This window comes from Phenylobacterium sp. GW823-FHT02A09 (assembly GCF_058797775.1).
The window spans coordinates 545,008-570,532 of the sequence record NZ_JBXAJZ010000001.1 but is presented as its reverse complement, the minus strand read 5'-3'; the positions used below and the strand labels follow the sequence as shown (position 1 = coordinate 570,532).

Annotated in this window: 27 protein-coding genes and 1 tRNA gene; 3 read left to right on the top strand and 25 right to left on the bottom strand. The window is 66.3% G+C overall.

What is annotated here, in order from left to right; translation table 11 throughout:
* Positions 1 to 205: 205 nt before the first annotated feature.
* The 21 genes from AC1Q87_RS02970 to AC1Q87_RS02870 form a co-directional block, all read right to left on the bottom strand.
* Positions 206 to 469 carry a DUF1467 family protein gene (locus AC1Q87_RS02970; protein WP_492607506.1) on the bottom strand — a complete coding sequence of 88 codons (264 nt, stop codon included), beginning with the start codon at positions 467 to 469 and terminating at the stop codon, positions 206 to 208.
* Positions 469 to 891 (bottom strand): methylmalonyl-CoA epimerase, encoded by a 423-nt coding sequence (gene mce / locus AC1Q87_RS02965; RefSeq protein ID WP_056018675.1) that lies wholly within the window; start codon positions 889 to 891, stop codon positions 469 to 471. Before mce ends, AC1Q87_RS02970 begins: the two co-directional genes overlap by 1 nt.
* A 59-nt stretch (positions 892 to 950) precedes the next feature.
* Entirely contained in the window at positions 951 to 2,630 is a 1,680-nt protein-coding gene (locus tag AC1Q87_RS02960) for a ribonuclease J (RefSeq protein WP_492607505.1), read from the bottom strand.
* Positions 2,630 to 3,406 (bottom strand): type III pantothenate kinase, encoded by a 777-nt coding sequence (locus AC1Q87_RS02955; protein ID WP_183770106.1) that lies wholly within the window; start codon positions 3,404 to 3,406, stop codon positions 2,630 to 2,632. The genes AC1Q87_RS02960 and AC1Q87_RS02955 overlap by 1 nt, the downstream gene beginning before the upstream one ends.
* 4 nt (positions 3,407 to 3,410) lie before the next feature.
* The gene (locus AC1Q87_RS02950; RefSeq protein WP_492607504.1) at positions 3,411 to 4,151 is read right to left on the bottom strand and encodes a biotin--[acetyl-CoA-carboxylase] ligase; all 741 of its coding nucleotides are present in this window, start codon (positions 4,149 to 4,151) and stop codon (positions 3,411 to 3,413) included.
* Positions 4,152 to 5,594 (bottom strand): NADH-quinone oxidoreductase subunit NuoN, encoded by a 1,443-nt coding sequence (gene nuoN / locus AC1Q87_RS02945; protein WP_492607503.1) that lies wholly within the window; start codon positions 5,592 to 5,594, stop codon positions 4,152 to 4,154.
* A gap of 14 nt (positions 5,595 to 5,608) precedes the next feature.
* Positions 5,609 to 7,096 (bottom strand): NADH-quinone oxidoreductase subunit M, encoded by a 1,488-nt coding sequence (locus tag AC1Q87_RS02940; protein WP_492607502.1) that lies wholly within the window; start codon positions 7,094 to 7,096, stop codon positions 5,609 to 5,611.
* Between the two features lie 16 nt (positions 7,097 to 7,112).
* Positions 7,113 to 9,200: an NADH-quinone oxidoreductase subunit L gene (nuoL, locus tag AC1Q87_RS02935; protein WP_492607501.1), complete on the bottom strand. Its 2,088-nt coding sequence runs from the start codon at positions 9,198 to 9,200 to the stop codon at positions 7,113 to 7,115.
* An 11-nt stretch (positions 9,201 to 9,211) separates the two neighbouring features.
* Positions 9,212 to 9,517, bottom strand: a complete 306-nt coding sequence (gene nuoK, locus AC1Q87_RS02930; protein ID WP_056018653.1) for an NADH-quinone oxidoreductase subunit NuoK — start codon at positions 9,515 to 9,517, stop codon at positions 9,212 to 9,214.
* Positions 9,514 to 10,122 carry an NADH-quinone oxidoreductase subunit J gene (locus AC1Q87_RS02925; protein WP_492607500.1) on the bottom strand — a complete coding sequence of 203 codons (609 nt, stop codon included), beginning with the start codon at positions 10,120 to 10,122 and terminating at the stop codon, positions 9,514 to 9,516. Before AC1Q87_RS02925 ends, nuoK begins: the two co-directional genes overlap by 4 nt.
* 89 nt (positions 10,123 to 10,211) lie before the next feature.
* Entirely contained in the window at positions 10,212 to 10,703 is a 492-nt protein-coding gene (gene nuoI / locus AC1Q87_RS02920; protein ID WP_492607499.1) for an NADH-quinone oxidoreductase subunit NuoI, read from the bottom strand.
* 7 nt (positions 10,704 to 10,710) lie between these two features.
* On the bottom strand, positions 10,711 to 10,905 hold the full coding sequence (locus AC1Q87_RS02915; RefSeq protein ID WP_492607498.1) for a hypothetical protein: 195 nt from the start codon (positions 10,903 to 10,905) through the stop codon (positions 10,711 to 10,713).
* Positions 10,906 to 10,913: 8 nt separating this feature from the next.
* A complete protein-coding gene (gene nuoH, locus AC1Q87_RS02910) occupies positions 10,914 to 11,999 on the bottom strand; it encodes an NADH-quinone oxidoreductase subunit NuoH (protein ID WP_492607497.1) in 1,086 nt (361 codons plus the stop codon).
* Positions 12,000 to 12,003: 4 nt separating this feature from the next.
* Entirely contained in the window at positions 12,004 to 14,046 is a 2,043-nt protein-coding gene (gene nuoG, locus AC1Q87_RS02905) for an NADH-quinone oxidoreductase subunit NuoG (RefSeq protein ID WP_492607496.1), read from the bottom strand.
* Between the two features lie 6 nt (positions 14,047 to 14,052).
* Complete coding sequence (nuoF, locus tag AC1Q87_RS02900; RefSeq protein ID WP_492607495.1) at positions 14,053 to 15,369, bottom strand: NADH-quinone oxidoreductase subunit NuoF; 1,317 nt, start codon at positions 15,367 to 15,369, stop codon at positions 14,053 to 14,055.
* A gap of 55 nt (positions 15,370 to 15,424) precedes the next feature.
* Positions 15,425 to 16,108, bottom strand: a complete 684-nt coding sequence (gene nuoE, locus AC1Q87_RS02895; protein WP_436061245.1) for an NADH-quinone oxidoreductase subunit NuoE — start codon at positions 16,106 to 16,108, stop codon at positions 15,425 to 15,427.
* 7 nt (positions 16,109 to 16,115) lie between these two features.
* Positions 16,116 to 16,466: a nuclear transport factor 2 family protein gene (locus AC1Q87_RS02890; RefSeq protein ID WP_492607494.1), complete on the bottom strand. Its 351-nt coding sequence runs from the start codon at positions 16,464 to 16,466 to the stop codon at positions 16,116 to 16,118.
* On the bottom strand, positions 16,463 to 17,677 hold the full coding sequence (locus tag AC1Q87_RS02885) for an NADH-quinone oxidoreductase subunit D (protein ID WP_492607493.1): 1,215 nt from the start codon (positions 17,675 to 17,677) through the stop codon (positions 16,463 to 16,465). The genes AC1Q87_RS02890 and AC1Q87_RS02885 overlap by 4 nt, the downstream gene beginning before the upstream one ends.
* The gene (locus AC1Q87_RS02880; protein ID WP_436061242.1) at positions 17,677 to 18,288 is read right to left on the bottom strand and encodes an NADH-quinone oxidoreductase subunit C; all 612 of its coding nucleotides are present in this window, start codon (positions 18,286 to 18,288) and stop codon (positions 17,677 to 17,679) included. Before AC1Q87_RS02880 ends, AC1Q87_RS02885 begins: the two co-directional genes overlap by 1 nt.
* Entirely contained in the window at positions 18,285 to 18,866 is a 582-nt protein-coding gene (locus AC1Q87_RS02875) for a NuoB/complex I 20 kDa subunit family protein (RefSeq protein WP_267233039.1), read from the bottom strand. Before AC1Q87_RS02875 ends, AC1Q87_RS02880 begins: the two co-directional genes overlap by 4 nt.
* On the bottom strand, positions 18,836 to 19,213 hold the full coding sequence (locus tag AC1Q87_RS02870; RefSeq protein ID WP_056018620.1) for an NADH-quinone oxidoreductase subunit A: 378 nt from the start codon (positions 19,211 to 19,213) through the stop codon (positions 18,836 to 18,838). The genes AC1Q87_RS02875 and AC1Q87_RS02870 overlap by 31 nt, the downstream gene beginning before the upstream one ends.
* A 323-nt stretch (positions 19,214 to 19,536) precedes the next feature.
* Here AC1Q87_RS02870 and AC1Q87_RS02865 point away from each other — a divergent pair.
* The 3 genes from AC1Q87_RS02865 to AC1Q87_RS02855 all read left to right on the top strand — a co-directional run bounded on the left by AC1Q87_RS02865 (position 19,537) and on the right by AC1Q87_RS02855 (position 21,156).
* Positions 19,537 to 19,613 (top strand) — tRNA-Asp (locus AC1Q87_RS02865).
* Positions 19,614 to 19,752: 139 nt separating this feature from the next.
* Positions 19,753 to 20,430: a PEPxxWA-CTERM sorting domain-containing protein gene (locus AC1Q87_RS02860; RefSeq protein ID WP_492607492.1), complete on the top strand. Its 678-nt coding sequence runs from the start codon at positions 19,753 to 19,755 to the stop codon at positions 20,428 to 20,430.
* A 108-nt stretch (positions 20,431 to 20,538) separates the two neighbouring features.
* Complete coding sequence (locus AC1Q87_RS02855; protein ID WP_492607491.1) at positions 20,539 to 21,156, top strand: Pr6Pr family membrane protein; 618 nt, start codon at positions 20,539 to 20,541, stop codon at positions 21,154 to 21,156.
* On the opposite strand, the gene AC1Q87_RS02850 is transcribed toward AC1Q87_RS02855, so the two are convergent.
* The 4 genes from AC1Q87_RS02850 to AC1Q87_RS02835 form a co-directional block, all read right to left on the bottom strand.
* Positions 21,153 to 21,728: an NADPH-dependent FMN reductase gene (locus AC1Q87_RS02850; RefSeq protein ID WP_492607490.1), complete on the bottom strand. Its 576-nt coding sequence runs from the start codon at positions 21,726 to 21,728 to the stop codon at positions 21,153 to 21,155. The genes AC1Q87_RS02855 and AC1Q87_RS02850 overlap by 4 nt on opposite strands.
* Positions 21,729 to 21,808: 80 nt before the next feature.
* Positions 21,809 to 22,219 (bottom strand): GFA family protein, encoded by a 411-nt coding sequence (locus AC1Q87_RS02845; RefSeq protein ID WP_492607489.1) that lies wholly within the window; start codon positions 22,217 to 22,219, stop codon positions 21,809 to 21,811.
* Between the two features lie 11 nt (positions 22,220 to 22,230).
* Positions 22,231 to 24,150, bottom strand: coding sequence for a flavin-containing monooxygenase (locus tag AC1Q87_RS02840; protein WP_492607488.1), 1,920 nt, complete (start codon positions 24,148 to 24,150; stop codon positions 22,231 to 22,233).
* Between the two features lie 82 nt (positions 24,151 to 24,232).
* Positions 24,233 to 25,492: a cytochrome P450 gene (locus AC1Q87_RS02835; protein WP_492607487.1), complete on the bottom strand. Its 1,260-nt coding sequence runs from the start codon at positions 25,490 to 25,492 to the stop codon at positions 24,233 to 24,235.
* Between the last annotated feature and the right edge of the window lie 33 nt (positions 25,493 to 25,525).

Genomic DNA, 25,525 nt, shown 5'->3' with positions numbered 1-25,525 from the left:
AAAAGAAGGCCGCCCAGTGACTGGGCGGCCTTCAAGTTATCGGGGAAAACGCCACGGGCGGCCTGACGGCTGCCTGTGTCTGCGTCCAGGGGTAACCGAAGTTACGCCCTCGTCCCCGCTCCCTCCGCGCAGGCGGCCGGGCAATTTCTCATTCGCCTAAAACTTGTGCGGGCGTGCCGGGGCGCCGCCCAATCTCCGCTCGCGCCTAGCGCCAGCTGTCCGGCACCGGCGGCAGGCTGATCAGCTTGAAGTGGATGACCAGGAACAGGATCACCCAGAGGATCGTCGCGACGATCGTCGTGGTGATGAACTTCTTCTTGAGCTTGGGGTCCACCGGCGCGCCCGGATCGCCGCCGTCGCCCTTGTCGATCCCGGCCTCGGCATGGCTGGTGACGCCGATCGGCAGGACCGAGAACAGCACGGTCCACCAGATGGTGAAATAGATCGCGATGCCGGTGAAGACAGTCATCAGTGCGCGTCCTTAGGGGTTTCCATCAGTTCGACCAGCACCCCGCCCATGTTCTTCGGGTGGACGAAGATCACCGGCGTGCCGTGCGCGCCGATCCGCGGCTCGCCGGTCCCCAGCACCGTCGCCCCCTTGGCCCGCATGTCGTCGCGCGCGGCAATGATGTCGGGCACTTCGAAGCACACGTGGTGTTGGCCCCCGGCGGGATTCTTCGCAAGGAAGCCAATGAGCGGCGAATCGTCGCCGAGCGGCTCGATCAGCTCGATCTGGCTGTTCGGCAGGTCGACGAAGCAGACATAGACGCCCTGCTCCGGCATCGCTTTGGTCTCGGTGATGTTGGTCGCGCCGAGCACGTCGCGATAGAGCTTCACGGACTCGGCGATGGAGGGGGTCGCGACCCCGACGTGGTTCAGTCTTCCGATCATGACAGCCGTATAGACCTCTCCGTGGCGCCGCGCGAGATCACGCTACGGCGCCCGGCGCGCTAGATCCGCAGGACCGTCGACTCGACGACCGGCCGCTTGCCCCAGATCCGCTGGCTGGCCTTCTTCACGGCGCGGGACATCACGGTTTCGATCTCGTCGTCGATCTCGCGCTGCTCGCCCTGCAGGCGGGCCAGCGCCTGGCGCGCTTCCTTGGCCAGGTCCTCGAGCACCTCGTCCATCGGATAGTCGTCGTCCGCCGGCAGGCCCAGCGCCCGCACCTGCGGCCCAGCCGCGACCTTGCCGCGACCGTCCAGCACCACGCTGACCGCCAGCACGCCGTTGTAGGCGGCGTGGCGACGCTCGCGCAGCGCATCGCCGTTCTCAGGCGTCAGCACGCCAGCGTCGACATAGATCCGCCCCGCCGGCACTTCGTCGATGACCTCGGCGCGTCCGGGCGCCAGGCGCACCATGTCGCCGTTGCGCGGCGCCACCGACTGCGGGACCTGCAGGTCCTTGGCGAAGGCGGCGTGTTCGAGCAGGTGACGGCGCTCGCCGTGGGTCGGCACCGCGATCTGCGGCCGCGCCCAGGCGTACATTTGCGCCAGCTCGTCCCGGCACGGGTGCCCCGAGACGTGGATCCCCGGATGATCGCGCTCGGTGTAGAGCCGCACACCGCGGTCGGCGAGCCGGTTCTGCAGGTTGCGGATCGGGATCTCGTTGCCCGGGATGACCCGCGAGGAGAACACGCAGGCGTCGCCCGCCCCCAGCTTCACATGCGGGTGCGAGCCGTCAGCGATGCGCGACAGCGCCGCACGCGGTTCGCCCTGGCTGCCGGTGCACAGGTACAGCACCTGGTTCTCCGGCATGGAGGCGGCCTGTTGCTCGGACAGGAACTCGCGCACGCCTTCCAACAGACCGACAGACTTCGCCGCGGCCGCCATGCGGTGCATCGAGCGGCCGACCAGGCAGACGCTGCGGTCAGCCGCCTCGGCCGCGCGGATGACGCTGTCCATGCGGGCGACGTTGGAGGCGAAACACGCCACCGCCACCTTGCCCGACAGGCCGCCGATCAGGCCGGCCAAAGCCTCCTTCACATCGGCTTCGGAGCCGGACTCCCCGTCCACGAAGACGTTGGTCGAGTCGCAGACCATGGCCAGGACGCCCTCGTCGCCCAGCTTCTGGATCGCCGCGTCGTCGGTGACCGAGCCCAGCACCGGGTCCGGATCGATCTTCCAGTCGCCCGTGTGCAGCACCGTGCCCAGCGGCGTGCGGATCGCCAGGCCGTTCGGCTCCGGGATCGAGTGAGTCAGGGTGATCAGCTCGACCTCGAACGGCCCGAGCTGGATCTTGCCGCTCAGCGGGACCTCGGTGATCTCGGCGTCCGCGCACTCCTCGTTCTCGCGCAGCTTCTCGCGCAGGAGGAAGGCGGTGAACGGCGTCGCATACAGCGGCGCGCGCAACTGCGGCCACAGCCAGGCCACCGCGCCGATATGGTCCTCGTGCGCGTGGGTCAGCACGATGCCGACGATGTTCTTGGCGTACTCCCGGATGAATTCCGGGTCGGGCAGGATGATCTCCACGCCGGGCGTGGTCTGGTCACCGAAGGTGACGCCCAGATCGACCACGATCCATTTGCGCGCGTGCGCCGGACCGTAGCCGTAGAGATTGAAGTTCATACCGATCTCGTTCGAGCCGCCGAGCGGCAGGAAGACGAGTTCGTCTTGGTCTTTTGCTTTCATTACGTCCTTGCCGCCGTGTTCCGGCGGTGAATTTCAAGTAGGCCCCGGATCGTCAGATCCGGGTCAAAATGGTCGATGGCCGTGGTGGCGCCGTGGAACAGCGAGGCGACGCCGCCCGTCGCGATAACGGTCATCGGCTTGTCGCGTTCAGCCTTGATGCGGGCGATCAGGCCCTCGATCAGGGCGACATAGCCCCAGAAGACTCCCGACTGCATGGCGCCGACCGTGTCGGTCCCGACCACGCGCTGCGGCTTCTGGATCGCGACCCGCGGCAGCTTCGCCGCCGCCGAGTGCAACGCTTCCATAGATAGGTTGATGCCGGGCGCGATGACACCCCCCTCGAAGCCGCCGTCCGCGGCGATGACATCGAAGGTGGTCGCCGTGCCCGAGTCGATGACGATCAGGTCGCCCGGATAGACGATGTGCGCGCCCAGGGCGTTCACGAGACGGTCCGCGCCCGCTTCCGACGGCTTGTCGATCCGCACCTGGATGCCGAGCTCAGCGTTCTCGCCGATCACCAGCGGTTCGACGTGCAGATAGCGTCGCGCCAGGTTGCGCAGGTTGAAGATCGACTGCGGCACCACGCTGGAGATGATGCAGGAGTCGAGCACCCCGAACTGCAGTCCCGCCATATGCAATAGTTGCGACAGCCAGACCGCGTACTCGTCAGCCGTGCGGCTGGAGTCGGTGGCCGCCCGCCACTGAGCGATCCAGGACTCGCCGTCGTGGACCGCGAACAGGGTGTTGGTGTTGCCTTGCTCGATCGCCAGAAGCATCGCTTCACGCCTCTCCGAAGAAAACGTCCCCGGCGGTGATGCGAAGCACCGCCCCGTCGTCCAGTCGCAGCCGCAGCGCCCCGTCCAGGTCGAGGCCTTCGGCGATGCCGGTGTGGGTCTGATTGGGCAGCCGCGCCACGCACGTCTCGCCCAGGCCCTGCGCAACGTCGGTCCAGCCACGCGCGATCGGCGCGAAGCCTTCGGCCTGCCAGAGCTTGCGCCAGTGTTCGAAACGGGTCGCCAGGACTTCCAGCGCGTCGGCCGGCGCGGGCGGCGGACCGGCCATGTGGTCGGCGAAGGCTGTCGCCGGCCGTTCCACGTCGGTCGGCGCATGCGCCAGGTTGATGCCGATGCCGACCGCCAGCCACAGCGTCCCATCGGGACGGCTGCCGGATTCGACCAGGATCCCGACCGCCTTGCGGCCGTGGATCATCACGTCGTTGGGCCACTTCAGCCGCGCCGCGCCGGGCCCCAGGCAGGTCTGGGCGAGATCGGCGGCGGCCAGCGCCGCCACGAACGACAGCTGCGCCGCCTCCGCGGCCGGCTTGTCGGTGGTCAACAGCAGCGTAGCGGCCAGGTTGCCGGTGGACGTCGTCCACGGCCGCCCCCGCCGACCATGGCCGGCGGTCTGGCGCAAGGCGGTGATCCAGACCGGACCGCCCGCCCCCGCCTCGGCGCGCCTGCGCGCCTCGGCGTTGGTGGAGTCCAGTTCGTCGTAGGCTTCGATCGGGGGGTGGGCGCCCACCTAGGAGGCGAGCCCGAACGCAGCCGCAGCGGCCTTGGCGAGCGGGTCGATGAACACCAGCGCGCCCATCACCACGGGGAAGGTGAACAGCGCCGCGGTGATCGCCACCACCTGGGCCTCGCGCGGCAGCTCGTCGGTCCCGCTCGGGGCGGTGTCGAACCACATCACCTTGATCAGGCGCAGGTAGTAGAACGCCGCCACGACGCTGCCGACCAGGCCGAGCACGGCCGCGATCACGATCATCGGCTCGCCCACGCTCAGGGCCGCCTTGAAGACGTAGAACTTGGCCCAGAAGCCCGAGAACGGCGGCAGGCCGAGCGCCGACAGCGAGAACGCCGTCATCGCCAGCGCGATGCCCGGGCGCTCCTTGAACAGCCCCGCCATGTCCGAGATCGTCTCCATCGGCCGCCCGTCCCGCGACAGCGCGGTCAGGCAGGCGAAGAAGCCGGTCACGTCGATCATGTAGAGGACCATGAACACCAGCATCGCCTGCATGCCCTCGGGCGTGCCCGCGGCCAGACCGAGGACGGCGTAGCCGACGTTCGCGATCGACGAATAGGCCCACAGGCGCTTCAGATTCTGCTGCGCCAGGCCGGCGAACGCGCCGACGAAGATCGACAGCAGCGCGATGACCACCAGGACCTGACGCCATTGATCGACCGCGCCGGCGAAGCCTTCGGCCAGCACGCGGGCGAACAGCACCATGGCGGCCAGCTTCGGAGCGCCGGCGAAAAAGGCCACGACCGGGGTTGGGGCGCCTTCGTAGACGTCCGGGGTCCACATGTGGAACGGCGCGGCCGAGACCTTGAACGCCAGGCCGCAGATCAGGAACACCAGGCCGAACAGCACGCCGGTGCTGGCGCCGCCCTGCACGACCAGCGCGATCTCGTCGAACTTGGTCGAACCGGCGAAGCCGTAGATCAGCGAGGCCCCGTAGAGCAGCAAGCCCGACGACAACGCGCCGAGCACGAAGTACTTCAGGCCCGCTTCCGACGCCTTGGCGTCTTCACGGTGCATGGCCGCCAGCACGTAGAGCGCCAGCGAGTGCAGCTCGATGCCCATATAGAGCGAGATCAGGTCGCCAGCCGAGGCCATCATCCCCATGCCGAGCGCGGCCAGGAGGATCAGGATCGGGAACTCGAAATTGCGGATCGCCTTGCGCTCGAACCACTTCTGGCCAAGCACGATGGCCACCGCGCTGGCCAGGTAGATCGCCACCTTGGCGAAGGCCGAGGCGTTGTCGGCGATCAGGCCCCCCGAGAAGCCGCGGCCGATCGGGCCGACCGCAGCGGCCCAGGCCGCGACGATCAGCGCGCCGACCGAGGCGAGCATCAGGGCCGTCGTGGCGCGCGGCGCAAACGCGCCGATCACCAGCAGGCCGAGGGCGCCGATGGCCAGGATCAGTTCCGGCGCGGCGAGAGCGAGGTCTTGGGAAAAGGTCATGTGACTTTAGGTCCTCACCCGCCGATGGCCGCGCGGTAAACCGCGGCGAGATTGTCGACCGAGGCTTGGGTCAGATCGAAGACGGCGGCCGGATAGACGCCGAGGTACAGGGTCATGGCGATCAGCGGCGCGAAGATCGCCACCTCGCGCCAGTCGAGGTCGGTGATGTCGGCCAAGGCCGGGTTGGTGATCTCGCCGAACACGACGCGCTTGTAGAGGGTCAGCGCGTAGACCGCCGAGAAGATCACGCCGGTGGCGGCGACGACCGCCGTCCAGGTGGAGATCTCGTAGACCCCGACCATGGTGGTGATTTCGCCGATGAAGCCCGAGGTGCCCGGCAGGCCGACATTGCCCATGGTGAACAGCAGGAAGGTCGCGGCGTACCAGGGCATGCGGTTCACGAGGCCGCCGTAGAAGGCGATCTCGCGGGTATGCATGCGATCGTAGACGACGCCGACGCAGAGGAAGAGCGCGCCCGAGATCACCCCGTGGCTCAGCATCTGGAAGATCGCGCCCTGCACGCCGATGGCGTTGCCGGCGAAGATGCCCATGGTCACGAAGCCCATGTGGGCGACCGACGAATAGGCGATCAGCTTCTTGATGTCGGTCTGACGGAAGGCGACCAGCGAGGTGTAGACGACGGCGATCACGCTGAGCGCGAAGACCAGCGGCGTGAACAGGTCCGAAGCCTGCGGGAACATCGGCAGCGAGAAGCGCAGGAAGCCGTAGCCGCCCATCTTCAGCAGGATGCCCGCCAGGATGACCGAGCCGGCGGTCGGCGCCTCGACGTGGGCGTCAGGCAGCCAGGTGTGCACCGGCCACATCGGCATCTTCACCGCGAAGGAGGCGAAGAATGCGAGCCACAGCCAAGTCTGCAGGTTCTGGTCGAACTTGTAGTTCATCAGTTCGGGGATCGAGGCGGTGCCCGCGACGCTGATCATGACCAGGATGGCCGCCAGCATCAGCACCGAGCCGAGCAGGGTGTAGAGGAAGAACTTGTAGGCCGCGTAGACCCGGTTCTTGCCGCCCCAGATGCCGATGATCAGGAACATCGGCACCAGGCCGAATTCGAAGAACAGGTAGAACAGCACCAGGTCCAGCGCGCAGAACACGCCGATGACCAGGGTCTCGAGGACCAGGAACGCGACCATGTAGGCCGGCACCCGCTTGTCGATCGAGAACCACGAGGCCGCGATACAGATCGGCATCAGGAACGCGGTCAGCAGCACGAACAGGATCGAGATCCCGTCCACGCCCATGCGGTAGTGCAGGCCCGCGAACCAGGCATGGTCTTCCACGAACTGGAAGCCCGCATTGGTCGGGTCGAACCGCAGCACCAGCAGCACCGACAGCGCGAAGGTCGCCAGCGTGGTCACCAGGGTGATCCACTTCACGGCGCGGATGGTCTGCTCGTCCTCGTGCGAACGGAAGAGACGGAGCAGCAGGATCGCCGCCACACCGATCAGCGGCGTGAACGTCGTCAGGGAGAGAATACCGGTCATAGGATCGCCCTCCCCCTTAAGCCTGCCAGGCCCACAGCGCGTAGGACAATAGTCCCGCCACGCCGAGCAGCATTACGAACGCATAGTGATAGACGTAGCCGGTCTGCAGCCGCCCGGCCCGACGGCCGAGGGTGTAGGACAGCGCCGAGACCCCGTTCGGCCCAAGGCCGTCGATGATCTTCTGGTCGCCGACCTTCCAGAACACGTCGCCCAGGAACTTGGTGGCCCGCACGAAGGTCGCCTCATAGATCTCGTCGAAGAACCACTTGTTGTAGAGGAAGGTCCACATCGGTCCCTTCCGCGCCGCGATCGCTGCGCCCATACCTTCACGCATGATGTAGACGTAGTAGGCGCTGGCGAAGCCGATCGCCGACACCGCCAGCGGCGCCCACTTCACCCAGGTCGGGACGTGGTGGGCGTGCTCCAGGACGTGGTTGTCCGCACCGTTGAAGATCGCGCCGCGCCAGAACTCGGTCCAGCCCTCGCCGACGAAGTGGTCGACGAACACGTAGCCGGCCGCGACGGCGCCGAACGCCAGCAGCAGCAGCGGCACGAGCATGATGACGGGGCTCTCGTGCGGCTTGTGGTCGTGACCATGACCGTGGTCGTGGTCGGCCAGCGGCTCGTCGTGGGTTTCGATCTGCGCCGAGGAGGCGTGATCGTCGTGGCCATGGCCATGCGCATGATCGTGCGCGTGGTCATCGTGGTGGCCCCACTTGGCGGTGCCGTGGAAGGTCATGAACGCCAGGCGCCACGAGTAGAAGGCGGTCAGGCCGGCGGCGAAGATGCTGACGACGAAGGCGAAGTAGGCCGCGCCGCCGTACAGCTGTCCGGCCGCGAAGGCGCTCTCGATGATGGTGTCCTTCGAGTAGAAGCCCGCGAAGCCCAGGTGCAGGTTCGGCAGACCGAAGCCCGTGATCGCCAGGGTGCCGATGGTCATCACCGCATAGGTGACCGGCAGGTACTTCCACAGCGCGCCCATCTTCCGCATGTCCTGCTCGTGGTGCATGCCGTGGATCACCGAGCCGGCGCCCAGGAACAGCAGGGCCTTGAAGAAGGCGTGCGTGAACAGGTGGAACATGGCCGCCTGGTAGGCGCCCACGCCGGCGGCGAAGAACATGTAGCCGAGCTGCGAACAGGTCGAGTAGGCGATGACGCGCTTGATGTCGTTCTGCGCCAGGCCGACCGTCGCGGCGAACAGAGCGGTGACCGCGCCGATGATCGTGACGATCTGCTTGGCGTACGGCGCATACTCGAACATCGGCGACAGCAGGCAGACCATGTAAACGCCGGCGGTGACCATGGTCGCGGCGTGGATCAGCGCCGACACCGGGGTCGGGCCTTCCATGGCGTCCGGAAGCCAGGTGTGCAGGAAGAACTGCGCCGACTTACCCATCGCGCCGACGAACAGCAGGGCGCAGGCCAGATCGACCGCGTGCCAGTAGGAGCCGGCGAACCACCAGCCCTCGTTGGACATCGAGGCGATCTTCGGGAACAGCTCGGCGAACTGGATCGTGCCGAACATCCAGTAGACGGTCATGATGCCGAGCGCGAAGCCGAAGTCGCCGACCCGGTTGACCACGAAGGCCTTGATCGACGCGGCGTTGGCGGTCGGCTTCTTGAACCAGAAGCCGATCAGCAGGTAGCTCGCCAGGCCCACGCCTTCCCAGCCGAAGAACAGCTGCATGAAGTCGGCGGCGGTGACCAGCGCCAGCATGGCGAAGGTGAACAGCGAGAGGTACGCGAAGAAGCGCGGCTTGCTGTCGTCCTCGGCCATGTACCCCCACGAGTAGACGTGGACGAGCGAGGAGACGCTGGTGACGACCACCAGCATGACCGCCGACAGGCCGTCGAGGCGGATCGACCAGTTCGACTGGAAGTCGCCGATGTTGATGAACGGCAGAAGCTTGATGGTGAAGGCTTCGAGGCCGCCCCAGGTCCACTGGCTGAAGATCGTCCACGACAGGACGGCCGACAGCAGCAGCAGGCCGGTGGTGATAGATTGAGACGCGACGTTGCCGATGCGGCGGCCGAACAGGCCGGCCACGATCGCGCCGATCAGGGGCGCGAAGACGACGGTGGTGATCAGAGACTGCGGTGTCATGTTCAGGTCCGTCAGCCCTTCATCATCGAGACGTCGTCGACGGAGATGTCGCCGCGGTTACGGAAGAAGGTGACAAGGATGGCCAGACCCACGGCGGCCTCGGCGGCCGCCACGGTGAGGACGAACATGGCGTAGATCTGCCCCACGACGTCGTGGAGATAGACCGAGAACGCCACGAGATTGATGTTCACGGCGAGCAGGATCAGCTCGATCGACATCAGGATGACGATGATGTTCTTGCGGTTCACGAAGATCCCGAACACCCCGATGGTGAACAGGATCGCGGCCACCGCGAGATAGTGGGTGAGCCCGATCATTGGTCGATCCCCTGCCCCGGCTTGATCTGAACGACGCGCATGCCGGTCTTCGGCGTGCGGGCGACCTGGTCGACGATGACCTGGCGGCGCACGCCCGGCTTGTGGCGCAGGGTCAGGACGATGGCGCCGATCATGGCCACCAGCAGCACCAGCCCCGCGGCTTGGAAGAAGTAGACGTAGTCGGTGTAGAGCACCCGGCCGATCGTCTCGATGTTGGAGACGTCGGCGTAGACCTGAGGCGTATCGGCCTTCGGCTTGCCGCTCGTCGCCACCGCGGTCGCGACCACGATCATCTCGACCACCAGGACGCCGGCGACCAGGCCGCCCAGCGGCATGTAGCGCGCGAAGCCCTGCCGGAGCGCGGCGAAGTCGACGTCCAGCATCATGACGACGAAGAGGAAGAGCACCGCGACCGCGCCGACGTAGACGACGACGAGGAGCATCGCGAGGAACTCCGCGCCCATGGTCACGAAAAGGCCCGCGGCCGAGAAGAAGCTGAGGATCAGGAACAGCACCGAGTGCACGGGATTTCGGGAGGAAACCACCCCGAACCCTGCGCCTACGGTCACCGCCGCCAGCAGGTAGAATGCGATCGCCAAGGCCATGACGGCTTTTCTCAGCCCCTTAGTTTACTTGGTCCGCCCGCCGGAAGCCCGACAAGGCGAAGGTGGTCGTCTCACGGATGCGCCGGCGCTTACCGGTAGGGCGCGTCCAGTTCCAGGTTCTTCGCGATCTGCCGTTCCCAGCGGTCGCCGTTCGAGAGCAGGCGCTCCTTGTCGTAGTAGAGCTCCTCGCGGGTCTCGACGGCGAACTCGATGTTCGGGCCCTCGACGATGGCGTCCACCGGGCAGGCCTCCTGGCACAGACCGCAGTAGATGCACTTGACCATGTCGATGTCGTACCGGGTCGTACGGCGGCTGCCGTCGTCGCGCGGTTCGGCTTCGATGGTGATGGCCTGCGCCGGGCAGATCGCCTCGCAGAGCTTGCAGGCGATGCAGCGCTCTTCCCCGTTGGGATAGCGGCGCAGCGCGTGCTCGCCACGGAAGCGCGGCGATTGCGGGCCGCGCTCGTGCGGGTACTGCACGGTCGCCTTCGGCTTGACCATGTACTTCATCGCCAGGCCGAAGGCCCCGACGAAGTCCATCAGGGCCGCGCCCCTGACTGCTTGTGAAATTCGCTGCATCATTTCGCGGTTACTTTCTCTTGCAGGCGTAGTCGGTCATGCGCTTGCCCGAGCCCTCGGGGCTGCGAACCAGCTCTCCGCCCTTGGCCGAGCAGGCCGCGCTGGCGGACTTCAGGGCGTCGTAGCTGGCGACGCCCCCGGTCACATCGGGGCCGCCCGCCGCGCTGGCGCAGGACGAAAGGGAAATCAGGAGGATGCTGGCCATGACCGTCCTCATGCGCCCCCCGGACCGAAAACGCGCCAGCCGGCGACCAGGACCACCGCGACCAGCGAGGTCGGCAGGAAGACCTTCCAGCCCAGGCGCATCAGTTGGTCGTAGCGGTAGCGCGGCACGATCGCCTTCACCATCCCGATCAGGAAGAAGAAGAAGCAGATCTTCATGACGAACCACATCAGGCCGTAGAAGCTCTGCACGGTGGGCGGCCAGCTGGCGACCCACGGCAGGTCGATCGGGGCCTGCCAGCCGCCGAAGAACATCACCGAGATCAGGGCGCACATCAGCACGATGTTCACCAGCTCGCCGATCATGAACAGCAGGAACGGGCTGGACGAGTACTCGACCTGATAGCCGGCCACGAGTTCGGATTCGGCTTCCGGCAGGTCGAACGGCGGGCGGTTGGTCTCGGCCAGGGCCGAGATGAAGAAGATCACCGCCATCGGGATCATGATCAGCGCCAGCGGCAGGTTGTGCAGACCCTGGCCGCCGAACACGTTCCAGTTCCAGAAGCCGCCGGATTGCAGCTCGACGATCTTCTGCAGGTTCATCGTGCCGGACAGCAGGATGACCGTGACGATGACGAAGCCGATCGAGACTTCGTACGACACCATCTGCGCCGCCGACCGCAGCGAGCCGAGGAACGGGTACTTCGAGTTCGAAGCCCAGCCGCCCATGATGATGCCGTAGACGCCCAGCGAGCTGATCGCGAACAGGTACAGCACGCCGACATTGATGTCGGAGACCACCCAGCCCGGCGCGAACGGGATCACCGCCCAGCCGACCATGGCCAGGACGAAGGTCAGAACCGGGGCCAGCAGGAAGACGAACTTGTCGGCCCCGTCGGGGATGACGATTTCCTTCAGCACGAACTTGATCAGGTCGGCGAAGGACTGCAGCAGGCCGAACGGCCCGACCACGTTGGGGCCTTTGCGCATCTGCACGCCGGCCCAGATCTTCCGGTCGGCGAGCATGAAGAAGGCGAGCGCGACCAGCAGCGGCAGCACGACCGCCAGGATCTGCGCGACCGTGATCAGGGTCCAGCCGCCCGGCGTAGCCCAGAAGTTGTTGGCGACAGCGTCCATGCCCCTACTCCGCCGCGATCTTGGCGGCGCCGGAAGCGACGGCGGCGCACTCAGCCATCGTCACGCTGGCGCGGGCGATGGCGTTGGTCAGATGGAAGGTCTTCACCGCGCTCTCGAACGGAGCGTCGGAGACCTCGCCCTTCGCGCCCAGCGAACCGAAGTCCAGGGCCGCGCCGGCCGAGCCAGGCGCATAATCCACCTGGCCGAAGGTCGGGTGGTCGGCGAAGAGCTTGGCCCGCAGTTGGGCCAGGGTGTCGTACGGCAAGGTCACGCCCAGACGATCGGAGAGCGCGCGGAACACCGACCAGTCCTCGCGGGCCTCGCCCTTGGGGAACACGGCGCGGTAGCCGAACTGCACGCGGCCCTCGGTGTTGACGTAGATGCCGTCCTTCTCGGTGTAGGTCGCGCCCGGCAGGACCACGTCCGCCGAATGCGCGCCGGCGTCGCCGTGCGTGCCCAGATAGACCTTGAAGGCGTCCGAGCCCTTGGCGTCGATCTCGTCCGCGCCCAGCAGGAACAGCACGTCCAGAGCGCCCGGCTGCACCATGTCCTTGGCGCTCTTGCCGCCCTCGCCCGGCACGAAGCCGAGGTCCAGGCCGCCGACGCGCGAAGCGGCGGTGTGCAAGACATTCCAGGTCAGGCCGAAGCTCTTGGCGGCGGCCGCGGCGGCGGCGAGCACGGCCTGGCCGTCCTCACGCGACAGGGCGCCGGCGCCGACGATGATCGCCGGGTTCTTGGCGGTCTTGAGCGCCGCCACGAAGTCGTTCTTGGCGCGGCTCAGACCCGAGAGGGTCGCGGCGCCGGCGCCGAGATAGTCGTACTTGTAGGTCAGGTCGGCCTGCTCGCCGATCACGCCGACCCGAAGCGCTCCGGCCAGCCAGCGCTTGCGCAGGCGGGCGTTGAACACCGGGGCCTCGACGCGCGGATTGGTCCCGACCAGCAGGATCACGTCGGCCTCTTCGATGCCGGCGATGGTCGAGTTCATCAGCCAGCTCTCGCGCGGACCGGCGCCGAGCGCCATGCCGTCCTGGCGGCAGTCGATGTTGGCCGAGCCGAGCGCCGTGAACAGGTCCTTGGCCGCGGCCATGGATTCCACGTCCTGGACGTCGCCGGCGATGACGCCGATGCGCTCGCCGCTGGCAGCTTTCACCTTGGCGGTGATCAGCTCGAACGCCTGCGCCCAGGTCGCCGGCTGCAGGCGGCCGTCCTTACGGACGAACGGCTGGTCCAGGCGCTGACGCGACAGGCCGTCGACGGCGTAGCGCGTCTTGTCGCTGATCCACTCTTCGTTGATCTCTTCGTTCAGGCGCGGCAGCACCCGCAGCACGGCAGGGCCGCGGCTGTCGACGCGGATGGCCGAGCCGAGCGCGTCCATGACGTCGACGCTCTCGGTTTTCTTCAACTCCCACGGACGCGCATTGAAGGCGTACGGCTTGGAGGTCAGAGCGCCGACCGGGCACAGGTCGATGACATTGGCGGACAGTTCCGACCCGACCGACTTGTCGAGATAGGTCGTGATTTCAACGTCTTCGCCGCGCGAGATGAGACCGATGTCCGGCACCCCGGCCACTTCGGTGATGAAGCGGACGCAGCGCGTGCACTGGATGCAGCGGGTCATCACCGTCTTGATGAGCGGACCCATGTACTTTTCTTCGACGGCCCGCTTGTTCTCGGCGTAGCGGCTGTCGTCGCGGCCATAGCCCATGGCCTGGTCCTGCAGGTCGCACTCGCCGCCCTGGTCGCAGATCGGGCAGTCCAGCGGGTGGTTGATGAGCAGGAACTCCATCACCCCTTCGCGCGCCTTCTTCACCATCGGCGTGTTGGTGAAGATTTCCTGGCCTTCGGCGGCCGGCAGCGCGCAGGACGCCTGCGGCTTCGGCGGGCCGGGCTTCACCTCGACAAGGCACATGCGGCAGTTGCCGGCGATGCTGAGGCGCTCGTGGTAGCAGAAGCGCGGGATTTCTTCCCCAGCCAGTTCCGCCACCTGCAGAACCGTCATGCCGGGTTCGAACTCGACCTCAGCGCCGTTGACTTTAGCCTTGGGCATTAGGGGTTACTCCGCCGCTTGCAGGGACGCGCCCTGCACATGCGGCCTTCCGGCCCGATATTGGGTGATGCGGTCTTCCACTTCGTGGCGGAAGTGGCGGAACAGGCCCTGGATCGGCCAGGCCGCCGCGTCGCCGAGACCGCAGATGGTGTGGCCTTCGACCTGGCTGGCGACGTCCAGCAGCATGTCGATCTCGCGCATTTCGGCTTCGCCGGTGACCATGCGCTCCATGACCCGCCACATCCAGCCGGTGCCTTCGCGGCACGGCGTGCACTGGCCGCAGCTCTCATGCTTGTAGAAGTACGAGAGGCGCGCGATCGCCTTCACGATGTCGGTGGACTGGTCCATCACGATCACCGCGGCGGTGCCGAGGCCCGACTTCAGCGCCGAGAGGCTGTCGAAGTCCATCAGCGCGGTCTCGGCCTCGTGGGCCGGGATCATGCGCACCGACGAGCCGCCGGGGATGACCGCCTTCAGGTTGCCCCAGCCGCCGCGAATGCCGCCGCAGTGGTCTTCCAGAAGCTGCTTCAGCGGGATCGACATCGCCTCTTCGACGACGCACGGCTTGTTCACGTGGCCCGAGATGGCCATGAGCTTGGTGCCGGTGTTGTTCGGGCGGCCGAAGCCGGCGAACCACTCGGCGCCGCGGCGCAGGATGGTGCCGACGACCGAGATCGACTCGACGTTGTTGATGGTGGTCGGGCAGCCGTAGATGCCGGCGCCGGCCGGGAACGGCGGCTTCAGGCGCGGCTGGCCCTTCTTGCCTTCCAGGCTTTCCATCAGCGCTGTTTCGTCGCCGCAGATATAGGCGCCGCCGCCGTGGGTGACGTGCAGGTCGAAGTCCCAGCCGTGGACGTTGCCCTTGCCGATCAGCTTGGCCTCGTAGGCCTGCTTTATCGCCGCTTCCAGGCGCTCGCGCTCGTGCACGTACTCGCCGCGGATGTAGATGTAGCAGGTGTGCGCGCGGATCGCGTAGCTGGCGATCAGGCAGCCTTCGATCAGCAGGTGCGGATCATTGCGCATGATCTCGCGGTCCTTGCAGGTGCCCGGCTCGGATTCGTCGGCGTTGACCACCAGATAGTGGGGACGCTCGCTCTCCTGCTTGGGCATGAAGGTCCACTTCAAGCCGGTGGAGAAACCCGCGCCGCCGCGGCCGCGCAGCCCCGACGCCTTGATCTGGTCGCAGAGCCATTCCGGCGTCTGCTTCAGCATCTCACGCGTGCCGTTCCAGGCCCCACGCTTCTTCGCTCCCTCGAGGCCCCAGTCGTGCAGGCCGTAGAGGTTCGTGAAGATGCGGTCCTTGTCTTCGAGAATACCGACCAAGGCCCCTAAACTCCTCTGTCCGCGCCCGCCGGGCGCGCGATCGCATTCATTCCGCTCACTGCGCCGGCTCCTTGGCGCCCTTCGAAGGCTTGGGCGCGTTGGGGAGCGACTTGATCGGCTTGGCGCGGGTCCCGTCGAAGAGCGACGGATCGCTCAGCGTCAGTGGGCCGCCCTCAGGGGCCGAACCGCTGCGGCCGATCACCGAACCCGGGGCGCGCGGCTTGCCGGCGGCGAACTCGTCGAGAATCTGGTCGAGCGTCTCGACCGTCAGGTCCTCGTAGTAATAGTCATTGATCGCGGCCATCGGCGCGTTCGAACAGGCGCCGAGGCATTCGACTTCCTGCCAGTAGAACTTGCCGTCCGCCGACAGGTGATCCTTCGGGCCAAGCCGCTTCTTGCAATGGGCCATCAGCTCGTTGGCGCCGCGCAGCGCACACGGCGTGGTGCCGCAGACCTGCACCAGCGCGTGGCTGCCGACCGGCTCGAGCATGAACATGGTGTAGAAGGTCGCGACCTCCAGCACCCGGATCTGGGCCATGCCCAGCATTTCGGCGATCAGTCGGATCGCGGGCTCGGAGACCCAGCCTTCCTGCTTCTGCACGAGCCACAGAATCGGAATGACCGCCGATTGCTGGCGGCCGGCCGGGAACTTGGAGATCCACCATTCCGCCGTCTTCTTGGTCTCCGCGGAGAACTCGAAGCTGGCGGGCTGGTTCGGAGAGAGGCGGCGAACGCTCAAGCGATCCTCACTTCACGAAGTCGACACGGACGATCTTGGCGTCCGAGACGGTGTATATGGCGGCGACCTCGAACGGATCGGCGTCAGGCGAACGCTTCACTCGCTCATGGTCGATGACCCGATTGCCGACCACGATGCGGTTCAGCAGCTCGGCATGATTGTGCGGGAAGTCGGCGAAAACCTGCTGGTACTTGGCGCGATACGCCTCGATTCCAGAGATCGTCACCGCGCCGTTCAGGTCGGCGACGATGATGTCGTCGGCGAAGCAGGCGCAGTGCCCGTCCAGATCCTGGGCGTTGTAAGCCTCGAGCTGGGCCTCGGCCACGTCGAACGGGGCGATGCAGGCAGGCGCGCTCACCGGTCGATCTCCCCGAACACGATGTCCAGCGAGCCGAGGATGGCCGACACGTCGGCCAGCATGTGACCGCGGTTCAGCCAGTCCATCGCCATCAGGTGCGGATAGCCCGGCGCGCGGATCTTGCAGCGATACGGCTTGTTGGTGCCGTCCGACACGACGAACACGCCGAACTCGCCCTTCGGCGCTTCCACGCAGGCATAGACCTCGCCCGGGGGCGTGCGGAAGCCTTCGGTGTAGAGCTTGAAGTGATGGATGAGCGCTTCCATCGAACGCTTCATCTCACCGCGGCGCGGCGGCGCGAACTTGTTGTCTTCCGTCAGCACCGGGCCCGGCGTTTTCTTAAGCCGATCAGCGCATTGGATGATGATCTTCGCGCTCTGACGCATCTCTTCCATACGGCAGAGATAGCGATCGTAGCAGTCGCCGTTGACGCCGAGCGGGATGTCGAACTCAAAGTCGTCGTAGCACTCGTAGGGCTGGCTGCGGCGCAGGTCCCAGGCGATGCCCGAACCGCGCACCATGACGCCCGAGAAGCCCCAGTTGATCGCCTCTTCCTTGGACACCACGCCGATGTCGACGTTGCGCTGCTTGAAGATGCGGTTGCCGGTGATCAGCTTGTCGATGTCGCTGATCGGACGCTCGAAGGCGACGGCCCAGTCGCGGATGTCGTCGACCAGCGCGTCGGGCAGGTCCTGGTGGACGCCGCCCGGGCGGAAGTAGTTGGCGTGCAGGCGAGCGCCGCAGGCGCGCTCGTAGAACACCATCAGCTTCTCGCGCTCTTCGAAGCCCCACAGCGGCGGCGTCAGCGCGCCGACGTCCATCGCCTGCGTGGTGACATTGAGCAGGTGATTCAGGATCCGGCCGATTTCCGAGAACATGACCCGGATGATCGAGCCGCGGATCGGCACGTCCAGCCCGAGCAGCTTCTCGATGGCCAGGCAGAATGCATGTTCCTGGTTCATCGGCGCCACGTAGTCGAGGCGGTCGAAGTACGGGATGTTCTGAAGGTAGGTCCGGTACTCCATCAGCTTTTCGGTGCCGCGATGCAGCAGGCCGACGTGCGGGTCGACCCGCTCGACGACTTCACCGTCCAACTCGAGCACAAGGCGCAGAACGCCGTGCGCCGCGGGGTGTTGCGGACCAAAGTTGATGTTGAACTTGCGGACCGGGGTTTCCGGGATCGCGACCGGGTTCGATGCGTCGTCGGCCATTATTTCGCCTCCGCCTTTTCATCGCCCGGCAGCACGTACTCGGCGCCTTCCCAGGGCGACAGGAAGTCCCAGTTACGGAATTCGACCGACTTCACCGGCTCGTAGACCACCCTCTTCAGCTCGTCGTCGTAGCGAAGCTCGACGTAGCCGGTCATCGGGAAGTCCTTCCGCAGCGGATGTCCGTGGAAGCCGTAGTCGGTGAGGATGCGGCGCAGGTCCGGGTGCCCCTCGAAGAAGATCCCGTACATGTCGAACGCCTCGCGCTCGAACCAGTCGGCGCACGGATAGACGCCGGTGACGGTCGGAACCGGGGTGTCCTCGTCGGTCTGCACCTTGATGCGGACGCGCTGGTTCTTGGTCATCGACAGCAGGTGGAAGACCACGTCGAAGCGCTGGGCGCGCTCGGGATAGTCGACGCCGCACAGATCGATCAGCTGATGAAAGCCGAACTGGTCGCGCAGCTGGGTCAGCGCCTCGACGATACGGTTGGCCGGCCCCGTGAGGGTCAGCTCGCCGTACTCGACATGAAAACCGGCGATCGCGCCGGTTCCCGAGGTCAGGATTTCGTTGCCCAGCGCCTGCAGGGCGTCTTCGGTCAGGGGCCAGCTCATCGCTCGATGGTCCCCGTCCGGCGGATCTTCTTCTGCAGCTGCAGCACGCCGTAGACCAGCGCTTCAGCCGTCGGCGGGCAGCCCGGGACATAGATGTCGACCGGAACGATGCGGTCGCAGCCGCGCACCACCGAATAGGAGAAGTAATAATAGCCGCCGCCGTTGGCGCACGAGCCCATCGAGATGACGTAGCGCGGCTCCGGCATCTGGTCGTAGACCTTGCGCAGAGCCGGGGCCATCTTGTTGCACAGCGTGCCGGCGACGATCATCACGTCCGACTGGCGCGGACTGGCGCGCGGCGCGAAGCCGTAGCGCTCCAGGTCGTAACGCGGCATCGACGCCTGCATCATCTCGACCGCGCAGCAGGCCAGGCCGAACGTCATCCACATGAGCGAGCCGGTGCGCGCCCAGGTGATGAGGTCGTCGGCGGCCGCCGTAATAAAGCCCTTGTCGGCCAGTTCATTCGACACGCCGTCGAAGAAGGGGTCGTGGAGCTTGGGGTCGTAGCCTTCGACCGTCGAACGGCCGGCCGAACCCGCGGGAACGATCACTCCCATTCCAGGGCGCCTTTCTTCCATTCGTAGATGAAGCCGACGGTCAGCACGCCCAGGAAGGTCATCATCGACCAGAAGGCGAACTGTCCGAGCTCCTGCGGCAGCTTCATGAGCGACACCGCCCACGGGAACAGGAACGCCACTTCAAGGTCGAAGATGATGAAGAGGATCGACACCAGATAGAACCGGACGTCGAACTTCATTCGCGCATCGTCGAAGGCGTTGAAGCCGCACTCGTAGGTGGACAGCTTCTCGGGATCCGGGGCCTGCGGCGACAGCGTGGCCGAAGCCACGATGAATGCGAGGCCCAGGGCGGTCGCGATCCCAAGGAAGATCACGATGGGCAGATACTGCAAAAGAAAGGCGTTCATGGAATCCTCGAAGGAGTCGCGCGCCCTTCTAGACCAGCATCGCTCAGGGTTCAAACGGCGTGGTGCGACCGGTGGTATCGCAAATACGCGCAACCTGCATTGTCTGTGAATTCGGAGGCCGGCGCCCGTGATCCAGGCTCACACATCTTCGGGTCGACAGAAATTACGATTGATAATCACTCGCAACACTTGAGGCCCCTCGCCCGCCCTTCGAGCAAGAAAATGCAGGTCTGGGCGCTTTATCCACAGCTGCGCGCAATTGGCCGTTGACACGATTCCGGGTCGGTCATATCAGACGCCCCTCGCGGCGACGTCGCCGTCACGCGGATGTAGCTCAGTTGGTTAGAGCGCCGGCCTGTCACGCCGGAGGTCGCGGGTTCGAGCCCCGTCATTCGCGCCACTTCTTCCCGAAATCTCAAGAAGATAGCGCAAAGCGCCCCCCCGCTTGCGCGCGCGCCGCACCCGCAAAAAACTTGAAATGGCTCCGCTTGACTTGAGGTGGCGCCGGGCGTCCGCTGCCGCCAATGAGGGAGGACGCTATGCCAAGAGCTTATGCGCCGGTTGTCGCCTTCGCGGCGGCTGCCTGCTTCTGGTCCGGTTCGGCCCACGCCGCGCGCTTCTACGAAGTCACGCTGCAAGGAGAGCTGGTCAACGAGTTGGGCTACAGCCCGTGGGAACTCAACACCGGGGTCGACCAGAAGCTCGCCGTTGGGGATGTCGTCACGCTGACCGCGCGATTCAGCGCCGACCGGGTATTCAATCAGGGCGGAGGTTTTGTCGCGGGGCTGTACGGCCTGCCGACCGACGGCGAGGAATTCTGGAAACTCGACGTCGGGGGCCTGACCTGGAACTCCATCCACGAGATGTACGACGGATTTCCGATCTACGTGGATGACGAGAACTACTATGCCGACCCGTCGATCCGCTTCTCCGGCGGCAAGGTGACCGGGATCTCGGGCGAGATGGTGCCGACCTGGACCGACACGGTCCCCGTCTTCCGGCTGTCCGAGTTCCGGATCGAGCCCGGCGAGGGGCTTTACGGAAACACCTACGGGACCCAGGGCTTCAAGGGGACCTGGGATTACGCAAACTCCTCGGCGGTGCTGTCCGGCGTTCCGGAACCCACGACCTGGGCGATCATGATCGTCGGCTTCGGCATGACCGGAGCGGCGATCAGGGCCGCGCGACGCGTCCGCAAGGGCGCGGCGTCGGCCTGACGGACTTGGCGAGGCGCTCCGCCCCGTGCGGGGCGCCTCCCCCTCCTCAGGGCTTGACCATACCCGACGACGCGCGGTCCCCTGGCCCGTCGCTGGGAGGATGACGCCATGAGGGCCTACCGCAGTTTTGCAGCGCTGGCGGCCTGGTTCGGGCTGCTGCTGCAGTACTATCTGCTCGTGCGGGGCCAGGCCGGGGCGGAGTTCGCCACGCGCACCGTCAATTTCTTCAGCTACTTCACGATCCTCAGCAACCTGCTGGCGGCCGTCGCCCTGTCGGCGCCGACCACCGCGCCGGCCAGTCCGCTGGGCCGCTTCTTCGCCGCCCCCGCCGTGCGGACTGCGGTCGTGCTCTATACGAGCGTCACCGCCGTCACCTATGTCGTCGTGCTGCAAGCGCTCTGGAGCCCGCAGGGCCTGCAATGGGTCGCCGACACCACGCTGCACTACGTGACGCCGGCGCTGTTCCTGGTGGACTGGCTGGCCTTCACGCCCAAGGGCACGCTGCGCGCCAAGGCGGTGGCCGGCTGGCTGATCTTCCCGCTCGGCTTCGGAATCTACAGCCTGGCGCGCGGCCCGATCTCGGGCTTCTACCCGTATCCCTTCCTCGACGCGGGCGCTCTCGGCTACGCCAAGGTGCTGACGAACATGGCCGTGATGAGCGCCTTCTTCCTGGCGGTCGGGCTGGGCTTCGTGCTGCTCGACCGCCTGCTGCGCCGGCGCGCCTAGGCGGACGCTTCGCGCATCCCCTTCAGCGCCCCGCCCCAACGGACCAGTTCATCCAGCATCGCCTTGGCCGAGGCCAGATGGATGTCGTTCGGAGTGAAGCGCTTCTCCTCGTCCAGGTGCTGGCTAAACATCGGGATCATCACCTGTTCGGGCAGCGGCATGATCTTGAAGCTGGTCATCATCAGCTTCTCGGCCTGGGTGGCCCGGATGCCGCCAGAGACGCCGCCATAGCTGACGAAGCCAGCGACCTTGTTGTGCCACTCGAGCACCAGATAGTTCATCGCGTTCACCAGCGAGGGCGGCGGCCCAAAATTGTACTCCGGCGTCACGAAAACAAAGGCGTCGGCGCTCTCGACGCTCTTGCTCCAGGCCTTGGTATGGTCGTGCTCGTACTTGCGCAGGCGCGGATGGTGCGGCTCGTCGAACACCGGCAAGGCGTAGTCCGCCAGGTCCTCCAGGCTCACCTCGAAGCCGCCGTGAGCCTTGGCGTATTCCTCGAACCAGCGGCCGATCGAAATGCCGACGCGTCCGGGCCGGGTCGAACAGACGATGACGTTGAGCTTCAGGGCCATGGGGAATCTCCGAGCGGTAAATCGCTCGCCAGCATAGCCACGCCTGCGGGCCGAAGTCGCCCGGCAGTACGCCCCTCCGTCTATCCAGGCGGTCCGCGCTCGAACACGGGCAGCCCTGGCGTCATCTGGTGCCAGGACGGCGCCTCGACAGTCCAGATGTGCATGCCGGGCGACAGCGCCGACGGATCATCCAGTCCGCCGAGCTTCACCGCCAGGAACGGCAGCACCACCGGATCGGAATAGAGCGGCGTCCCGCAGTCGGGGCAAAAGGCTCGCTGCACATCCTGGCCGCTGCCGCCTGGACTGGCGAAGGACTTGGGAGCGCCGCTCGTCACCTCGAAGGCGTCACGCATCACGAGCGCCACATAGTTCGGGCCGCCGCCGGAGCTGTACTGGCACTGCCGGCAGTGACAGACGCCCACGCCCATCGGCGCCTGGCTGACCTTGTAGCGGACCTTGCCGCAGGCGCAGCCGCCCAGAAGTTCGCTCATCGGCCCCTCCCCTAGCTCACCAACTCGGCGCTCTTGGTCAGCACGAAGTCGTTGGGGTCAGGCGACAGGGTCGCGCGCCAGTAGTCGACCAGAGCGAACGGCCAGTTCTGGCTGACCCGGCCGCTCTCGCTCTTGTACCAACTGCTCACCTGCGGCGCGCCCCAGGCCATCAGGCTGTTGCCGGCGTCCACCCGCGCGTTGAAGGCGTCATGCACGTCACGGCGCGGCTCCATCGCCACCGCCCCCGTCTGGGCCAGCAGCTTCAGGCACCCGACGATGTAGCGGACGCTGCACTCGGAGAAGAAGATGATCGAGCCGTTGACCACGATGTTGGTGTTCGGCCCGTAGATCATGAACAGGTTCGGGAACCCCGGCGTCGTCATGCCCAGATAGGCGCGCGCGTCCCCGCCCCAGGTCTCGTGCAGGTCCGCGCCGTCGCGGCCCTTGATCTTCATCGGCCATAGGAACTTCGAGGCGTAGAAGCCGGTGCCGTAGATGATGACGTCGAAGTCGCGCGCCTTGCCATCCGCGGTGACCACGCCGGTCTCGGTGATCTCGCTGATGCCCTCGGTCACCAGTTCGACGTTCGGGCGCTGGAGGGCCGCCATCCAGACGCCGTTGTCGAGCAGCGAGCGCTTGCCGCCAACGGGATAGGTCGGGATCACCTTCTCCACGAGGTCGGGGCGGTTCGGCGCCTGCTCGGCGATGGCCATCGCGATCATGTCGCGGAAGCCCTGGTTGAGCTCGCTCACGGCCGTCGGCGGGCCGTTCCAGCCGGGATCGGCGGTGACCATGGGCAGCAGCCCGTCGGTCACCATCCAGAACATCCAGAAGCGGTACCATTTGTCGTAGAACGGCACGTGCTCCATCAGCCAGTTCATCCCCTCAGGGACGTCCTCGTGATAGTGCGCGACCGGGAAGCCCCAGGGCGGCGTGCGCTGGAAGACGGTCAGGCTGGCGACCTTGCCCGCAATTTCAGGCACGAACTGATAGGCGCTGGCCCCAGTGCCGATCACCGCCACGCGCTTGCCGGTCAGGTCGACGTCGTGGCGCCACTCGGCCGAATGGAAGGCGGGCCCCGCGAAGCGCTCCCGCCCCTTGATCTCCGGGAAGCGCGGGCGGTTGAGCTGACCCACCGCGGTGACGACGGCGTTCGCCTCGACATGCTCGATGCCCTCAGGCGTCTTGAGGCGGATCTTCCAGACGCCCCGGCGATCGTCCCAGACCATCTCCTCGACCGTGGTCGAGAAGCGGACGTGCTTCTTCAGGTCGTGCTTGGCCGCGACGCCGCGGAAATAGTCCAGCAGCACCGGTTGGGTGGAGAAGTGCTGCGGCCAGAAGTGGTTCGGCTCGAAGCTGTACGAGTACATGTGGTTGGAGGAGTCCACCCGGCAGCCGGGATAGGTGTTCTCCAGCCAGGTCCCGCCGACGTCGGCGTTCTTGTCGACCACCTGGAACGGCACCCCGGCCTGCTCCAGGCGCAAGGCGGTCAGCAGCCCCGACATGCCGGCCCCGATCACCAGCACATGCAGCCGGCGCGCGACGGTCTTCAGCTCCGGCGACCAGTTCGGATCCTTCGACGAATGGCCGTCCAGCGCCAACTCGTCGGTCAGGAAATCGCCATAGCCGTCGGGAATGTCGGCGCCAGCGACGAAGCTCATCATCTCGCGGACCATCTCAGGGGACGGCGTCGACGCCATCGGGACCTTGCCGGTCAGGTAGTCGCTGATCGCCGCCTTGGCGAGCTTGCGCATCTTGGTCTGCTCGACCTCGGGTACGCCGGTCTCCCCGCGTGACAGCGGCGTATAGGCTGGCCGCCACTCGGGCCGCAGCCAACTGGGATCGCCGGTGAGGTGCACCAGCGCCGCAGACAAGGCCGGCAGGTGCGCCGTTTCCAACGCCTGGTCGAGAGGCCCGAGGTCCACGGCCATGACACGTCTCCACCCTGGTTATCGTTGTTATGCGAGAAGACTACGCCTCTCGCGGCCCAGGGAAAGGGCGCCGTCGCGTCAGCTAGGCATGAATGCGGACCGGCAGCGTCTCGTAGCCCTTCACGAAGCTGGAGCGCACCCGGCGCGGCTCGCCGACCACCTCCACGTGCTTGAAGCGCTTGAGGATTTCCTCCCAGACGATGCGCAGCTGCATCTCCGCCAGGCGATTGCCGACGCAGCGGTGGATGCCGAAGCCGAAGGACAGGTGCTGGCGCGCGCGCTCGCGGTCGATGACGAAGGCGTCGGGGTTGGCGATCACCTCGTCATCGCGGTTGCCCGAGACGTACCACATCACGACCTTGTCGCCCTTTCGGATCGTCTTGCCGCCGACCTCGATGTCCTCCAGCGCGGTCCGCCGCATGTGGGCCAGCGGCGTCTGCCAGCGGATGATCTCCGAGACCATCGACGGGATCAGGCTTTGGTCGGCCTTCAGCTTCTCGTACTGCTCCGGGTTCTGGTTCAAGGCCAGCAGCCCGCCGCTGATCGAATTGCGGGTGGTGTCGTTGCCGCCGACGATCAACAGGATGATGTTCCCGAGGTACTCGTCCGGGCTCATGTTCCGCGTGGCCTCGCCATGCGCCAGCATCGAGATCAGATCGCCGGACGGCGGGGCGTTGACCCGCTGGTTCCAGAGCTCGGTGAAGCTGGCCAGGCACTCCATCAGCTCGGCCTGCCGCGCCTCCTCGGTTTCGCAGAGCGCCCCGGGCATCGGGATGGTGGTCGCGACGTCCGACCAGCGCGTCAGCCGCCGGCGTTGCTCGAACGGATAATCGAACAGCGTCGCCAGCATCTGGGTGGTCAGCTCGATCGACACCCGGTCGACCCAGTCGAAGGTCTCGCCCACCGGCAGCTCGTCGAGAATCCGTCCCGCCCGCTCGCGGATGATCGGCTCCAGCACCTGCAGGTTGGCCGGCGACACCACCGGGCTGACGGTCTTGCGCTGCACGTCGTGCTTGGGCGGGTCCATGGCGATGAAGCTGGGGCGACGCAGGTCCGGCCGCGCATCCCGGATCGTGATCCCGCCCAGCGCCGCTTCCGAAGAGAAGACGCCGTGGTTGGTGTCCACGGCCATGATGTCGTTGAACTTGGTGATCGACCAGTACGGCCCGAACTCGCTGTCGCGGCACCAATGCACCGGGTCCTCGCGCCGCAGCCGCTCGAAATACGGCCAGTGCGTGTCGGTGCGGAAGAGATCGGGATCGCCGGGGTGGAACTCGTCCAGCGGCAAGGAATAGGCCCTGGCCTTGGCCTCGTCGGCCAGCTTCATGGCGCCGTCAGCCATCGCGCGATCTCCCTATGTGATCGACGCCTGGTC

What these genes read in the sequence shown, in the direction of transcription:
- AC1Q87_RS02860 (WP_492607492.1), top strand. Translation starts at nt 19,753, where the DNA reads ATGCCAAGAGCTTATGCGCCGGTTGTCGCCTTCGCGGCGGCTGCCTGC.
- nuoN (WP_492607503.1), bottom strand. Translation starts at nt 5,594, where the DNA reads ATGACCTTTTCCCAAGACCTCGCTCTCGCCGCGCCGGAACTGATCCTG.
- AC1Q87_RS02840 (WP_492607488.1), bottom strand. Translation starts at nt 24,150, where the DNA reads ATGGCCGTGGACCTCGGGCCTCTCGACCAGGCGTTGGAAACGGCGCAC.
- AC1Q87_RS02845 (WP_492607489.1), bottom strand. Translation starts at nt 22,219, where the DNA reads ATGAGCGAACTTCTGGGCGGCTGCGCCTGCGGCAAGGTCCGCTACAAG.
- AC1Q87_RS02875 (WP_267233039.1), bottom strand. Translation starts at nt 18,866, where the DNA reads ATGGAAGAAAGGCGCCCTGGAATGGGAGTGATCGTTCCCGCGGGTTCG.
- nuoG (WP_492607496.1), bottom strand. Translation starts at nt 14,046, where the DNA reads ATGCCCAAGGCTAAAGTCAACGGCGCTGAGGTCGAGTTCGAACCCGGC.
- AC1Q87_RS02915 (WP_492607498.1), bottom strand. Translation starts at nt 10,905, where the DNA reads ATGGCCAGCATCCTCCTGATTTCCCTTTCGTCCTGCGCCAGCGCGGCG.
- AC1Q87_RS02870 (WP_056018620.1), bottom strand. Translation starts at nt 19,213, where the DNA reads ATGAACGCCTTTCTTTTGCAGTATCTGCCCATCGTGATCTTCCTTGGG.
- nuoI (WP_492607499.1), bottom strand. Translation starts at nt 10,703, where the DNA reads ATGATGCAGCGAATTTCACAAGCAGTCAGGGGCGCGGCCCTGATGGAC.
- AC1Q87_RS02835 (WP_492607487.1), bottom strand. Translation starts at nt 25,492, where the DNA reads ATGGCTGACGGCGCCATGAAGCTGGCCGACGAGGCCAAGGCCAGGGCC.
- mce (WP_056018675.1), bottom strand. Translation starts at nt 891, where the DNA reads ATGATCGGAAGACTGAACCACGTCGGGGTCGCGACCCCCTCCATCGCC.
- nuoH (WP_492607497.1), bottom strand. Translation starts at nt 11,999, where the DNA reads ATGGACGCTGTCGCCAACAACTTCTGGGCTACGCCGGGCGGCTGGACC.
- AC1Q87_RS02940 (WP_492607502.1), bottom strand. Translation starts at nt 7,096, where the DNA reads ATGACCGGTATTCTCTCCCTGACGACGTTCACGCCGCTGATCGGTGTG.
- AC1Q87_RS02880 (WP_436061242.1), bottom strand. Translation starts at nt 18,288, where the DNA reads ATGAGCTGGCCCCTGACCGAAGACGCCCTGCAGGCGCTGGGCAACGAA.
- AC1Q87_RS02960 (WP_492607505.1), bottom strand. Translation starts at nt 2,630, where the DNA reads ATGAAAGCAAAAGACCAAGACGAACTCGTCTTCCTGCCGCTCGGCGGC.
- AC1Q87_RS02855 (WP_492607491.1), top strand. Translation starts at nt 20,539, where the DNA reads ATGAGGGCCTACCGCAGTTTTGCAGCGCTGGCGGCCTGGTTCGGGCTG.
- AC1Q87_RS02850 (WP_492607490.1), bottom strand. Translation starts at nt 21,728, where the DNA reads ATGGCCCTGAAGCTCAACGTCATCGTCTGTTCGACCCGGCCCGGACGC.
- nuoL (WP_492607501.1), bottom strand. Translation starts at nt 9,200, where the DNA reads ATGACACCGCAGTCTCTGATCACCACCGTCGTCTTCGCGCCCCTGATC.
- AC1Q87_RS02970 (WP_492607506.1), bottom strand. Translation starts at nt 469, where the DNA reads ATGACTGTCTTCACCGGCATCGCGATCTATTTCACCATCTGGTGGACC.
- nuoK (WP_056018653.1), bottom strand. Translation starts at nt 9,517, where the DNA reads ATGATCGGGCTCACCCACTATCTCGCGGTGGCCGCGATCCTGTTCACC.
- AC1Q87_RS02925 (WP_492607500.1), bottom strand. Translation starts at nt 10,122, where the DNA reads ATGGCCTTGGCGATCGCATTCTACCTGCTGGCGGCGGTGACCGTAGGC.
- AC1Q87_RS02885 (WP_492607493.1), bottom strand. Translation starts at nt 17,677, where the DNA reads ATGGCCGACGACGCATCGAACCCGGTCGCGATCCCGGAAACCCCGGTC.
- AC1Q87_RS02955 (WP_183770106.1), bottom strand. Translation starts at nt 3,406, where the DNA reads ATGCTTCTGGCGATCGAGCAAGGCAACACCAACACCCTGTTCGCGGTC.